The sequence below is a fragment of the Streptomyces sp. NPDC031426 genome, from assembly GCF_055581585.1.
On sequence record NZ_JBVIJE010000016.1, the window covers coordinates 67,327 to 79,853 of the forward strand.

Consider the following 12,527-nt stretch of genomic DNA (forward strand, 5'->3'; position numbering starts at 1 on the left):
TGCCAAGAGGGCCGTACGGGCATCCGCCCGTACGGCCCTTCGCGTTGTCCTAGACTCACCGCCATGTCGGGCCGAGGACTCACCGCAACGCCAGGCCGAGACCTGTTCGGTCAGCCCCGCCGCGTCAGCCGCGGGGCCGCCCTGACCCTGGTCTTCGCCGGCGTCCTGGTCACCGGCGCCGCCACCGGTTCCTTCCCGGAGCCCGACGCCACCGCGCGCAGGTCCGTCGCCGGGCCGGCGCCCACGGCCACCGGGCACGAGGACGTGCAGAAGGCAGCCGCCGAGGCGATGGCCGACGGCAAGTCCCCGATGGAGGCCGCCGAGCGGGCCGTCAGCCGCAGCGGGGACCGCTGGGGCGCGGTGTACTCGGAGGGCCAGTACCAGGAGTTCCAGGAGGCCCTCGACGGCCGCTACACCGGCGTCGGCCTGTGGGCGCGGCGCGAGCGGGACGGCCGGATCGAGGTGACCAGGGTGCAGCCCGGCTCGCCGGCCGCGGCGGCCGGGATCCGCAAGGGGGACCGGCTGCGCAGCGTCGACGGCAGCAAGGTCGACGGGCAGCCGGTCACCGAGGTCATCTCCTTACTGCGCGGCGACGCCGACGACGCGGCCGCGGGCACGCCCGTCACCCTGGGCCTGCAGCGCGGCACGCGCGCGTGGACCGAGACCTTGCACCGGGCCAGCCTGTCCACCGACTCGGTGACCGTGCGCCGGCTGCCCGGCGGGGTCACCGTCATCAGGATCGCCGCGTTCACCAAGGGCTCCGGCGCCGCCGTCCGCGCCGCGGTGCGGCAGACCCCGGCCGACGACGGGATCGTCCTCGACCTGCGCGGCAACTCCGGCGGCCTGGTCACCGAGGCGGTGGACACCGCCTCCGCCTTCCTCGACGGCGGCCTGGTCGCCACCTACGACGTCAAGGGCGCCCAGCGCTCGCTGCACGCCGCGCCCGGCGGCGACACCGCCCGGCCCCTGGTCACCCTGGTCGACGGCGGCACGATGAGCGCGGCCGAGATGCTCACCGGCGCCCTGCAGGACCGGGGCCGCGCGGTGGTGATCGGCTCGCGCACCTTCGGCAAGGGCTCCATCCAGATGCCGACGACGCTCCCCGACGGCTCGGTGGCCGAGCTCACCGTCGGCCACTACCGCACCCCGTCCGGCCACGCGGTCGACGGCCGGGGCATCACCCCCGACCTGGACGGGGGCCCGCAGGCCCTGACCCGGGCCGAGACGGTGCTCACCGGCCTGGGCGACGCCTCGTAGCCACTCGTAATCGGCTGTACGCACACCCCCTGTGTGGTGCGAAAATGGTCGGCACTATGGCTAAGGAAAAAGGGCGCAAGCTGATCGCGCAGAACAAGAAGGCGCGGCACGACTACCACATCCTCGACACCTACGAGGCCGGACTGGTCCTCATGGGCACCGAGGTGAAGTCGCTGCGCCAGGGCCGGGCCTCGCTGGTCGACGGCTTCGTGCAACTGGACGGTCACGAGGCGTGGCTGCACAACGTGCACGTCCCCGAGTACAGCCAGGGCACCTGGACCAACCACAGCGCCCGCCGCAAGCGCAAGCTGCTGCTGCACCGCGAGGAGATCGACAAGCTGGAGTCCAAGTCCCAGGAGACGGGTCACACGATCGTGCCCCTCGCCCTGTACTTCAAGGACGGCCGGGCCAAGATCGAGATCGCGCTGGCGAAGGGCAAGAAGGAGTACGACAAGCGCCAGACCCTGCGTGAGAAGCAGGACCGGCGCGAGGCGGACCGGGCGATGGCGGCGGTGCGCCGGAAGCAGCGGGGCTAGTCCCCCCGGCGAGGGGAATACGCTGGCGTCGACCTGCGTTGTTCCCGTACGATGGCACCAACACCGGACGGGGACGCCCGGTGTGCACATTGAGAAATCAACATGGGGATGATCGGTTTCGACAGCGGCTGTCGAAGCAGGGGAAGCGTGTCGAGGAAGCGGCCATGATCTCGTAAACCACAGGCCGAAAAAAATAATCGCCAACACCAAGCGCGATTCCTTCGCCCTCGCTGCCTAAGTAGCGACTTGCGAAGTGTCAGCCCGGGGCTGTTCCCGACCCGGATCCTGGCATCAGCTAGGGAACTAAACCTTGATCCCGGTCACGGGGTGAAGAGGGAAACCAAACAGTGACTGAGCCCGTCGGCGACTTGTTCGCGTGATCGCCGGGGCCGAGAAAAGCGAAGCGAACTGCACACGGAGAAGCCCTGATTCCGCACCGTTGGACGCGGGTTCGATTCCCGCCATCTCCACGACGTCCCTCCGGGGGCACCCCATGTGGGCAACGGCCCCGTCGCTTTCGAGCGGCGGGGCCGTTGTCATTCCGGCGGCACCCCGCCCGCGCGGGTGAGCGAAGCCAACCCGAGGGCAACAGCCGCGCCGGCCGCCGGTACGGCGTACGCGGCCGTGGGGGAGAGGCGCTCCGCCGCCCAGCCCCCCGCCGCCGAGCCGCACGCGATGCCCGCCAGCAGCCCCGTCACCATCAGGCTCATGCCCTCGTTCAGCCGGTCGGCCGGGGTACGCCGCTGGACCAGCGTCATCGCCGTCACCATGGTCGGCGCCGTCGCCATCCCCGCCACCAGCAGCGCACCCGCCAGCACCCACAGCGAACCGTCGACCCCGGCGGCAGCCCACGGCAGCGTCATCAGCACGGCCATCCCCGCCAGGCAGTGCCCCAGCCGCACTCCCGTCGGCTTCAGCGCGCCGTACCCCAGGCCCGCCGCGCACGACCCCGCCGCCTGCAATGCGAGCACCGCGCCGGCCGCCGTGCGGTGACCCTGCGCGTCGGCGTAGGCGATGGTGACGACCTCCATCGAGCCGAACACCGACCCGGTCGCGGTGAAGCAGGCCAGCAGCGGCGGGATGCCCGGGCTGCGCAGCGGCGAGGGCGCCTGGGAGCGGGCCCGCGGCGGCGGCTCGGTGGCCCGCTGGGCGGTGAACAGCAGCATGCCGGTGAGCAGCAGCACCGCGCCTGCCAGCGTGCCCGCCTCCGGGAAGAAGGTGCCGGTGAGGAAGGAGGCCAGCACCGGGCCGAGCATGAAGCACAGCTCGTCGGCGGCCTGTTCGAAGGAGTTCGCGGTGTGCAGCGCGCCGGGGTCGTCGCGCAGCAGATGGGCCCAGCGGGCGCGGGACAGGCCGCCGATGTTCGGGGTGGCCGCGGTGAGGGCGTAGGCGGCGAACAGGGTCCAGTCCGGGGCGTCGTAGCGCACGCACAGGAGCAGGGCCAGGCTGCCGAGCACGGAGACGAGCGTGGCCGGTACCGCGATCCTGGCCTGCCCTCGGCGGTCGACGAGCCGGGCGATCCAGGGCCCGGCCAGCGCGGTCGCCGCGAGGCCGGTCGCGGTGACGGCACCGGCCAGGGCGTACGAGCCCCGCGAGCCGGCGATCATCACGACGGCGCTCACGCTGAACATGCCCATGGGCAGCCGGGCGAGAAGGTTGCCGGTGGTGAAGGCGCGGGCGCCGGGGAGCGAGAGGAGGCGGCGGTAGCCGCTGGTGGTGGATATGACCGAGGACATGGGTCCACCCTCGCCGTGAGTGGATCACCCGGTCCAACACCTTCTCGGTGCCGATTCACGCACCTGCGTTGTAAGTTCACGGACATGCCCGTCCCCGCCGACATGGAGCCCCGTCTGCTGCGCGCCTTCGTCGCCGTGGCCGAGGAACTGCACTTCACCCGCGCCGCGGCCCGCCTGTACGTCGCCCAGCAGGCGCTGAGCCGGGACGTGCGGCGGCTGGAGCGGGAGTTGGGCGCCGAGCTGTTCGTGCGGACGACCCGGCAGGTGACACTGACCCCGGACGGCGAACGGCTGCTCCCGCATGCCCGGCGGGTGCTCGCCGCCCAGGACGACCTGCTCGCCGCCTTCGCCTCCGGCCGGTCCCGCCCGCTGCTGGTGGACCTCAACTCGCCGGGCCTGGCCACCGGCCGCCGCGTGCTGCACCGAGCCCGCGAGCTCGCCCCCGACTGCGAGCTGATGGCACGCTACGAGAGCGGCCTGACCCGGGCCGCCGCCGAAGTGCTGGCCGGCCGGCTGGACGCCTCCTTCGGCCGTTTCGCCGGCCTCGACCCGGCGCTGCGCTCCGGCCTCGGACAGCAGCCCGTCCGCTACGAGCCGATGGCCGTCGTACTGCCCGAGGACCATCCGCTGGCCGCCCGCGCCGAGGTGCCGCTGGCCGCGCTGGCCGGCGAGACCGTGTACGCCGGCGCCGGGAACCCGCGCACCCTGGAGTGGACCGACCTGGCGACCCGGCTCTTCGAGGGGCGCGGCATCCGGCTCGCCGCGCCGCTGCCGCTGGCCGTCGGGGACGAGGAGTTCGAGCGGATCATGGCCAAGAACCGGCATCCGGTGCTGGCTGTCGTGGATTTTCCAGCGCTGCCCCGCACGGTGCGCCGGCCGCTCGTCGATCCCGTCCCGCTGTCGCCGGTCTCCCTGGTGTGGCGGAAGGGGCTGGTCCATCCCGGGCTGGACGCGCTGCGCCGGGCGGCGGCAGAACTCGCGGCGGCGGAGGGGTGGCTGCGGCGGCCGGCCGGCGGGTGGATTCCGGCCACTGATGAGGGCGTGATGAGGGGGTGACCAGCGGCTGGAAGTGATGCCTGGCCGTCACCGGTGCAGCACGTGCGCTACATTCATGGCCCGAGCGCAGAGTGGTATTTGGGGGCGCTCGAACCAGGGTGGGGGCGTGTTTCGGTCGACGGTGCTCGGGCCGTCAGCGCACCCGGAACTGTCCCGTGGGGGGAAGTGCGCGCGTGAACAGGTGGCCAGAAGACGCCCAACCGGAGGGTCCGAGAACCGCACCCGCGGAGGCGCCCCCGAGGGCGGCCCGGGGCGGGACCCCGGCCGTGCCGGAGCCCGGCAGCGCTCAGGGCGAGGCGACCGTTCCGGACACCGATTCGCACACCGATGTGGTTCCGGGTGCCGGAGAGGCTCCAACGGGTGGCGCCGCCGACGGCGACGCGAAGTCCGAGTACACCGAAGCCGTGGAGACCGTGGACACCCTGGACGGCGAGCGGGTCGTCGAGACCGTGGGCGCCGAGGGTGCCGAGTGCGCTGTGGGCGGCGAGGTCGGTGAGGTCGGTGAGGTCGGTGAGGTCGGTGAGGTCGGTGAGGTCGGCGAGGACGCCGAGGAACCCGAGGACGCCGAGGAACCCGAGGACGCCGAGGAAGCCGAGGTCGGCGAGGAAGCCGAGGACGCCGAGGCCGCCCTGGTGAGCGCCGAGCGGCAGGATCCGGAAGCCTCCGCAGAGCCCCCGGCCCGCGAACCCGTGCACACCCTCCCCGACGTGACCGTCCAGTTGGCCCCGGTCGGGCCCGGAAAGACGTCGCCCGGATCCGCCACGAAAGCACCGAGTGCCGGCGGCGATGGCGGTGACGGGCCGGTCTTCGTCGACGCGTCCGGTCGCCGTGGACGGCGTTTCCGGCGGCTCGGCATGGCCGTCGCCGTCGCCTGCGCCGGCTACGCCGCCGTCATCGCCGCGACCCTGCTGTCCGGCAACTCCACCGCACCGTGGCTGCCGGTGCCCGGCCAGGGCGACGACAAGCCGGCCGGCCAGAGGCACACCTCGCCGCACCCCAGCGCCTCCTCCGCGCCGAGCCTGTCCGGTCCCCGCGCGGTGACCGGGACAGGTGTCCCCGCATCGGTGGGCGCCACCGCCGTACCCGCTGCCGGTTCGTCCAGCCCGGCGCCCGGTGGCTCGGCAGCCGCCACACCCACGGCCGGTGCCTCCGCCACCGCCATGCCGAGCGGTCCCGGGGACTCCCCGTCCGCGTCGGCTCCGTCGCCGGGCACCTCCCCGACCGCCTCCGGCCCCGGGTCCACCGCCGGCGCCTCCGCGTCCCCGACGCCCAGCAGGCGCACGCCTCCCGGTCGGGCCCGGCACTCGCACCCCCCGCTCCCGCTCTGACTCGCCAGGGAAACAACCTCTGATGGCTTCGCGTTTCCGCGACGGCCGTACCCCGTCATCGGTACGGCGCCCCCGACTGCCACTGCGCTATCTGCTCCCCGTCCTGGTGCTGTGCGCGACCCTGGCGATGCTCATGCTGCGTGGCTACGTGCACAGCGAGATCCTCGCGGACCACCGCATCCGGTCCGGGGCCGCGCAGGACAAGGTGCCGTCGAAGATCGTCGACGGCGGCCCGGTCATCGACACCCGGGACGGCGCCGTCACCAGCCTGCGGATACCGGACCACCGGATCGTGCTCACCTTCGACGACGGCCCCGACCCGACCTGGACGCCAAAGGTCCTCGACGTCCTCAGGAAGCACCACGCGCACGCGGTCTTCTTCGTCACCGGCACGATGACCTCGCGCTGTCCGGACCTCGTCCGGCGCATGGTGGCCGAGGGCCACGAGGTCGGCGTGCACACCTTCGACCACCCCGACCTCTCGTACCACTCCAGGCAGCGCATCGACTGGGAGCTGTCGCAGAGCCAGCTCGCGCTCGCCGGTGCGGCCGGCATCCGCAGCTCCCTGTTCCGGCCGCCGTACTCCTCCTTCGCGGACGCCATGGACGACGCGTCCTGGCCGGTGACCGAGTACGTCGGCAGCCGCGGCTATCTCACCGTCGTGGACGACATCGACAGCGAGGACTGGCGCAGGCCGGGCGTGGCCACGATCATCCGCAACGCCACGCCGCACGGCGGCAAGGGCGCGGTCGTCCTCATGCACGACTCGGGCGGCGACCGCCACCAGACGGTCCAGGCGCTCGACCGGTACCTGTCCCGGCTCCAGCAGCAGGGGTACGCCTTCCAGACCGTCACCGAGGCGCTGAAGGCGCCGAGCGCCGACACCCCGGTCACCGGCCTCGACCTGTGGAAGGGCAGGGCCTGGATCTTCCTGGTGCGGGCGTCGGACAGCGTCACCGGTGTCCTCGTCGCCGGTCTCGCGGTCGTCGGCGTCCTCGTCCTCGCCCGCTTCGCCCTGATGCTGCTGCTGGCCGGCGTCCACGCCCGGCGCACCCGGCGCCGGGACTTCCGCTGGGGCGGGGAGCCGGTCACCGAGCCGGTGTCGGTGCTGGTTCCGGCGTACAACGAGGCCAAGTGCATCGAGAACACGGTCCGTTCGCTGATGCGCAGCGAGCATCCGATCGAGGTGCTCGTCGTCGACGACGGCTCCACCGACGGCACGGCCGGGATCGTCGAGGCGCTGGACCTGCCGAACGTCCGGGTGATCCGGCAGGTCAACGCGGGCAAGCCGGCCGCGCTCAACCACGGCATCGACAACGCGCGGTACGACCTGATCGCGATGATGGACGGAGACACGGTCTTCGAGCCGTCCACGGTCCGTGAACTGGTGCAGCCCTTCGCCGACCCGTCCGTCGGCGCCGTCGCCGGCAATGCCAAGGTCGGCAACAAGAACCGGCTCATCGGCGCCTGGCAGCACATCGAGTACGTGATGGGCTTCAACCTCGACCGCCGGATGTACGACATCCTGCGCTGCATGCCGACGATCCCCGGCGCGGTCGGCGCGTTCCGCCGCTCGGCGCTGCGACGGGTCGGCGGGATGAGCGACGACACGCTCGCCGAGGACACCGACATCACGATGGCGCTGCACCGCGACGGCTGGCGGGTCGTCTACGCCGAGCGCGCCCGCGCCTGGACCGAGGCGCCCGAGTCCGTCCAGCAGCTGTGGTCGCAGCGCTACCGCTGGTCGTACGGCACCATGCAGGCGATCTGGAAGCACCGCCGGGCCCTGTTCGAGCGGGGTCCCTCCGGCCGTTTCGGCCGGGTGGGCCTTCCCCTGGTGTCCCTGTTCATGGTGGTGGCCCCGCTGCTGGCGCCGCTGATCGACCTCTTCCTCGTCTACGGCCTGGTCTTCGGGCCGACCGGGAAGACGATCGTGGCCTGGTTCGCCGTCCTCGCGGTGCAGGCGGTCTGTGCGGCCTACGCCTTCGCCCTGGACCGCGAGCGCCTCACCCCGCTGCTCTCGCTGCCCCTGCAGCAGATCCTCTACCGCCAGTTGATGTACGTGGTGCTCCTCCAGTCCTGGATCACCGCGCTCACCGGTGGCCGGCTGCGCTGGCAGAAGCTGCGCCGCATGGGCGGCGTGGCCGCGCCCGGTCCGCCGCGGGACCTCTCATCCCCGCTCCGGCCGGGGTGAGAGCAACGTTCCCTTCCGGTCACTCACAGCCACAGGGCCGGAAACGCGCCCTCCCTACCTTCGGGCTCAGTCGGTCGATGGCAGGTCGACGGCAGACCGAGCAGCCGGAGCCCCCGTGGAGGCGTGATGACAGCCCCAGCCCCAACAGCCCCAACCCGTCGCAGTGGCCGCTGGATCGAGCGCTGGGACCCGGAGGACGAGGGATTCTGGAAGGCGACCGGGCAGCGGACCGCCAACCGGAACCTTTGGTTCTCCGTCCTCTCGGAGCACATTGGCTTCTCGGTCTGGACCCTGTGGTCCGTCCTCGTCCTGTTCATGGGCCCGCAGTACGGACTCACGCCGGCCGACAAGTTCCTGCTGACCTCGATGGTCACCCTCGTCGGCGCGGTCGTGCGGGTCCCCTACACCTTCGCGGTGGCCGTCTTCGGCGGCCGCAACTGGACGATCATCTCGGCGAGCCTGCTGCTCATCCCGACGATCGCGGCCTTCGCGGTCATGACACCGGGCACGTCCTTCGGCACATTCCTCGTCGTCGGCCTGCTGGCCGGCATCGGCGGCGGCAACTTCGCCTCCTCCATGACCAACATCAACGCCTTCTTCCCGCTGAGGAAGAAGGGCTGGGCGCTCGGCCTGAACGCGGGCGGCGGCAACATCGGCGTGCCCGTCATCCAGCTCGTCGCCCTGGCGGTCATCGGCGCGAGCGGCGGCCCGCGGGTCCTGCTGGGCATCTACATCCCGCTGATCGTCGTGGCCGCGGTGCTGGCCGCCCTCTTCATGGACAACCTGGCTTCCGTGAAGAACGACACCGGCGCGGCCAAGGACGCCGCCAAGGACGCCCACACCTGGATCATGTCCTTCCTCTACGTCGGCACCTTCGGCTCCTTCATCGGCTACAGCTTCGCCTTCGGCCAGGTCCTGACGATCCAGTTCGGCCGCACCCCGCTGCAGGCGGCGTACCTCACCTTCATCGGCCCGCTGCTCGGTTCCCTGATCCGCCCGCTCGGCGGCCGGCTCGCCGACCGTTTCGGCGGCGCCCGCATCACCCTGTGGAACTACGTCGCCATGGCCGCCGCCACCGCCGTCCTCATCGGCGCGAGCCGGCAGAAGTCGCTGCCGCTGTTCGTGTCCGTCTTCGTCGTCCTGTTCGTGCTCAGCGGGCTCGGCAACGGCTCGACGTACAAGATGATCCCGGGCATCTTCCAGGCGAAGGCCCTGGCCAAGGGCCTGGAGGGGGAGGCCGCGGTGGCCTACGGCCGCCGCCTCTCCGGTGCCTCCATGGGCCTGATCGGCGCGGTCGGCGCGCTCGGCGGGGTCGGCATCAACCTCGCCTTCCGCCAGTCCTTCCTGTCCTACGGCACCGGCACCGGAGCGTTCGTCGCCTTCCTCGCCTTCTACGGCCTCTGCTTCGCGGTGACATGGGCCGTATACCTTCGCCGCCCGGCGCGAGAGACCGCGACGGTGGCAGCTTCGGAGACAAAGGCGCAGCTCAGCTACGCCGAAGTGTGACGTAACACCGGTGCAATGAAGCCGAACCGAGCCTGTCATGCGCCGTTGACAGGCTCGATTCGCGCGCCGGTCAGCTAGGAGAGGCCTCCATGTACGACGAAGAGCAGCAACCCGGAGCCGTCGAGCACGGTCCGCTCGCGGGATTCACCGTGGGCGTCACCGCCGCGCGCCGGGCCGACGAGCTGGGCGCCCTGCTCCAGCGGCGCGGGGGCGCCGTCCTGCACGCGCCGGCCCTGCGCATCGTGCCGCTGGCCGACGACGGCGAACTCCTCGCCGCGACGAAGGAGATCATCGACCAGGTGCCCGACGTGGTCGTGGCCACCACGGCGATCGGCTTCCGGGGCTGGATCGAGGCCGCCGACGGCTGGGGCCTCGGCGAGCAGCTGCTCGGCGGGCTGCGCGGCGCCGAACTCCTGGCCAGGGGGCCGAAGGTCAAGGGGGCGATCCGCGCGGCCGGCCTGACGGAGGAGTGGTCGCCGTCCTCGGAATCCCTGGCCGAGGTCCTGGACCGCCTGCTGGAGGAGGGGGTGGACGGCCGCCGTATCGCCGTACAGTTGCACGGCGAGCCGCTCCCGGGCTTCGTGGAGTCCCTGCGGGCCGGGGGAGCGGAGGTGGTCCCGGTGCCGGTGTACCGCTGGATGCCGCCGGAGGACATCACCCCGCTGGACCGACTGCTGGACGCGACGGTCTCCCGCTCCCTGGACGCCCTCACCTTCACGAGTGCCCCCGCGGCCGCCTCGCTGCTCTCCCGGGCGGAGGACCGGGGCCTGCTCACCGACCTGCTGTCGGCCCTCGCCCACGATGTCCTCCCGGCCTGCGTGGGCCCGGTCACGGCGGTCCCCCTCCAGGTCCACGGGGTGGACACCATCCAGCCGGAGCGCTTCCGTCTGGGCCCCCTGGTACAGCTGCTGTGCCAGGAACTCCCGGCCCGCGCCCGCGCGTTGCCGATCGCCGGCCACCGGGTGGAGATCCGGGGCCACGCGGTCCTGGTCGACGGCGCGCTCAAGCCGGTCCCCCCGGCGGGCATGTCCCTGCTCCGGGCCCTGTCCCGCCGCCCCGGCTGGGTGGTGCCCCGGGCCGACCTCCTGCGCGCCCTGCCGGGTGCGGGCCGCGACGAACACGCGGTGGAGACGGCGATGGCGAGGCTCCGTACGGCCCTCGGCGCGCCGAAGCTGATCCAGACGGTGGTCAAGCGCGGCTACCGCCTGGCCCTGGACCCGGCGACGGACGCGAAGTACGCGGACGCGTGAACGCCGTTGCCCTTCGCCGCCCGGGCCCGACGAATCCAGCGGGCGCAGGGGGTGCCCCAGAGCCGCCATGCCGACAGCCCAGTCAGCAGCAGCGCGCGTGGCCGCCGCGGCGGTCGTGGTCGGCGTGGTCGTCCTGGCCGAGGCGCGCGTTCGCATACGCGTGCGTCCAGGAGGTACGAGGGGTTCCGGCCGGGCGCCCGGGCGGGCACTGTGAAGAGAAGAGCCCCACGCTTCCTGCCTAGGCGGTGACAGGCACATGGCACTGGGTACGGCCACACCCCCGTACGAGCCACGGTTCGACGCCGGACGGATCTGTCTCGATCTCCTCGCGACCACGCATCCGGCCGAACGCCTGGACGGCGTCGAGGCGCTGTGCGCGTGGATCGCCGGGACGGGACTCGTGCCGGAGGGTACGGCGCTCGGTCACGCCGACGCCTCCTGGCTCGTCGGGTTCCGGGAACTGCGCGCGCACATCGGGCAGTTGGTGCGGAACCCGCATGCGCCGGACACGCCGTCGTACGAGAGCGCGCTCCGGCGGGTCAACGAGGTCGCCCATGCCTCGACCCCCGTCCCGCGAGCCGTACGCGGTGAGCGCGGCGGACTCACCAGGGAGTTGGCCGATCCGCCGGCCTGCGCCGGGCTGCTCGCGCTCGTCGCGCGGGACGCCGTGGAACTGCTCACCGACCCCGTCGCACGGGCGGCCGTGCGGGAGTGCGAGGGTGACAACTGCCCGCTGGTGTACCTGGACACCTCCCGGGGGCGGCGCCGGCGGTGGTGTTCCAGTGAGGTCTGCGGGAACCGGGAGCGGGTGGCCCGGCACCGGCGGCGGGCCGCGCTCGCCCGGGCGTGATTTCCGTAACACCGGTTTTGGTTGGCCCGTACACGGGGATCCCGCACCCCTCCCCGCGATGTGTCTGAAATGTGAAGATCAACTGGTGGGATTGTGGTCGCATGTCCCGCTCGTCACGTCACCCGCGAGAAAACTGTCACCTCCGTTTGAACACCGCGCCACTTCCTTCCGTACGGGTGGGCGAGCGACCGACTGGGGGAACCCCCGGACACCGGAGGTGGGCGTGCGCAAGGATGCGGCCGTGGCCAATGAACGTGGATCGAGGGCCCGACATCGCATGTCCTCACAGCCCTCGGAACCCGATGAGGAGCTGATGCGTGCGCTGTATCGAGAGCACGCCGGCCCCCTGCTCGCCTATGTCCTGCGGCTGGTCGCCGGTGATCGGCAGCGCGCCGAGGACGTCGTACAGGAAACGCTCATCCGTGCCTGGAAGAACGCCGGTCAGCTCAATCGGGCGACCGGTTCGGTACGCCCCTGGCTGGTGACGGTCGCGCGCCGCATCGTCATCGACGGCCACCGCAGCCGGCAGGCCCGGCCGCAGGAGGTCGATCCGTCGCCGCTGGAGGTCATCCCCGCGGAGGACGAGATCGACAAGGCGCTGTGGCTGATGACGCTGTCGGACGCGCTCGACGACCTGACCCCGGCCCACCGGGAGGTCCTCGTCGAGACGTACTTCAAGGGGCGTACGGTCAATGAGGCGGCCGAGACGCTGGGCATCCCCAGCGGCACGGTGCGCTCTCGGGTGTTCTACGCCCTGCGATCGATGAAGCTGGCACTGGAGGAGCGGGGGGTGACGGCGTGATGAGCAGTGGTT

Annotated in this window: 10 protein-coding genes and 1 other RNA gene; 10 read left to right on the forward strand and 1 reads right to left on the reverse strand. The window is 72.1% G+C overall.

Annotated elements, in window-relative coordinates:
• Window positions 1–63 precede the first annotated feature (63 nt).
• The 3 genes from ACZ5NH_RS29125 to ssrA all read left to right on the forward strand — a co-directional run bounded on the left by ACZ5NH_RS29125 (window position 64) and on the right by ssrA (window position 2,266).
• Entirely contained in the window at window positions 64–1,257 is a 1,194-nt protein-coding gene (locus tag ACZ5NH_RS29125; protein ID WP_468779354.1) for a S41 family peptidase, read from the forward strand.
• 56 nt (window positions 1,258–1,313) lie between these two features.
• Window positions 1,314–1,793, forward strand: coding sequence for an SsrA-binding protein SmpB (smpB, locus tag ACZ5NH_RS29130; protein WP_388627309.1), 480 nt, complete (start codon window positions 1,314–1,316; stop codon window positions 1,791–1,793).
• 104 nt (window positions 1,794–1,897) lie between these two features.
• Window positions 1,898–2,266: a transfer-messenger RNA gene (gene ssrA, locus ACZ5NH_RS29135) on the forward strand.
• A 63-nt stretch (window positions 2,267–2,329) separates the two neighbouring features.
• On the opposite strand, the gene ACZ5NH_RS29140 is transcribed toward ssrA, so the two are convergent.
• Complete coding sequence (locus tag ACZ5NH_RS29140) at window positions 2,330–3,529, reverse strand: MFS transporter (RefSeq protein ID WP_468779356.1); 1,200 nt, start codon at window positions 3,527–3,529, stop codon at window positions 2,330–2,332.
• Window positions 3,530–3,613: 84 nt separating this feature from the next.
• Here ACZ5NH_RS29140 and ACZ5NH_RS29145 point away from each other — a divergent pair, with 84 nt between their 5' ends.
• The 7 genes from ACZ5NH_RS29145 (at window position 3,614) to ACZ5NH_RS29175 (ending at window position 12,515) form a co-directional block, all read left to right on the forward strand.
• Window positions 3,614–4,585 (forward strand): LysR family transcriptional regulator, encoded by a 972-nt coding sequence (locus tag ACZ5NH_RS29145; protein WP_468779358.1) that lies wholly within the window; start codon window positions 3,614–3,616, stop codon window positions 4,583–4,585.
• Between the two features lie 266 nt (window positions 4,586–4,851).
• Window positions 4,852–5,913, forward strand: a complete 1,062-nt coding sequence (locus ACZ5NH_RS29150) for a hypothetical protein (RefSeq protein WP_468779360.1) — start codon at window positions 4,852–4,854, stop codon at window positions 5,911–5,913.
• A 22-nt stretch (window positions 5,914–5,935) separates the two neighbouring features.
• On the forward strand, window positions 5,936–8,107 hold the full coding sequence (locus ACZ5NH_RS29155) for a bifunctional polysaccharide deacetylase/glycosyltransferase family 2 protein (protein ID WP_468779362.1): 2,172 nt from the start codon (window positions 5,936–5,938) through the stop codon (window positions 8,105–8,107).
• Window positions 8,108–8,233: 126 nt separating this feature from the next.
• Window positions 8,234–9,613: a nitrate/nitrite transporter gene (locus ACZ5NH_RS29160; protein ID WP_468779364.1), complete on the forward strand. Its 1,380-nt coding sequence runs from the start codon at window positions 8,234–8,236 to the stop codon at window positions 9,611–9,613.
• Between the two features lie 89 nt (window positions 9,614–9,702).
• Entirely contained in the window at window positions 9,703–10,863 is a 1,161-nt protein-coding gene (locus ACZ5NH_RS29165; protein ID WP_451551594.1) for a uroporphyrinogen-III synthase, read from the forward strand.
• A gap of 256 nt (window positions 10,864–11,119) precedes the next feature.
• The gene (locus ACZ5NH_RS29170; RefSeq protein WP_451551593.1) at window positions 11,120–11,713 is read left to right on the forward strand and encodes a CGNR zinc finger domain-containing protein; all 594 of its coding nucleotides are present in this window, start codon (window positions 11,120–11,122) and stop codon (window positions 11,711–11,713) included.
• Window positions 11,714–11,930: 217 nt separating this feature from the next.
• Window positions 11,931–12,515 (forward strand): sigma-70 family RNA polymerase sigma factor, encoded by a 585-nt coding sequence (locus ACZ5NH_RS29175; RefSeq protein ID WP_030167252.1) that lies wholly within the window; start codon window positions 11,931–11,933, stop codon window positions 12,513–12,515.
• The last annotated feature ends 12 nt before the right edge of the window (window positions 12,516–12,527 follow it).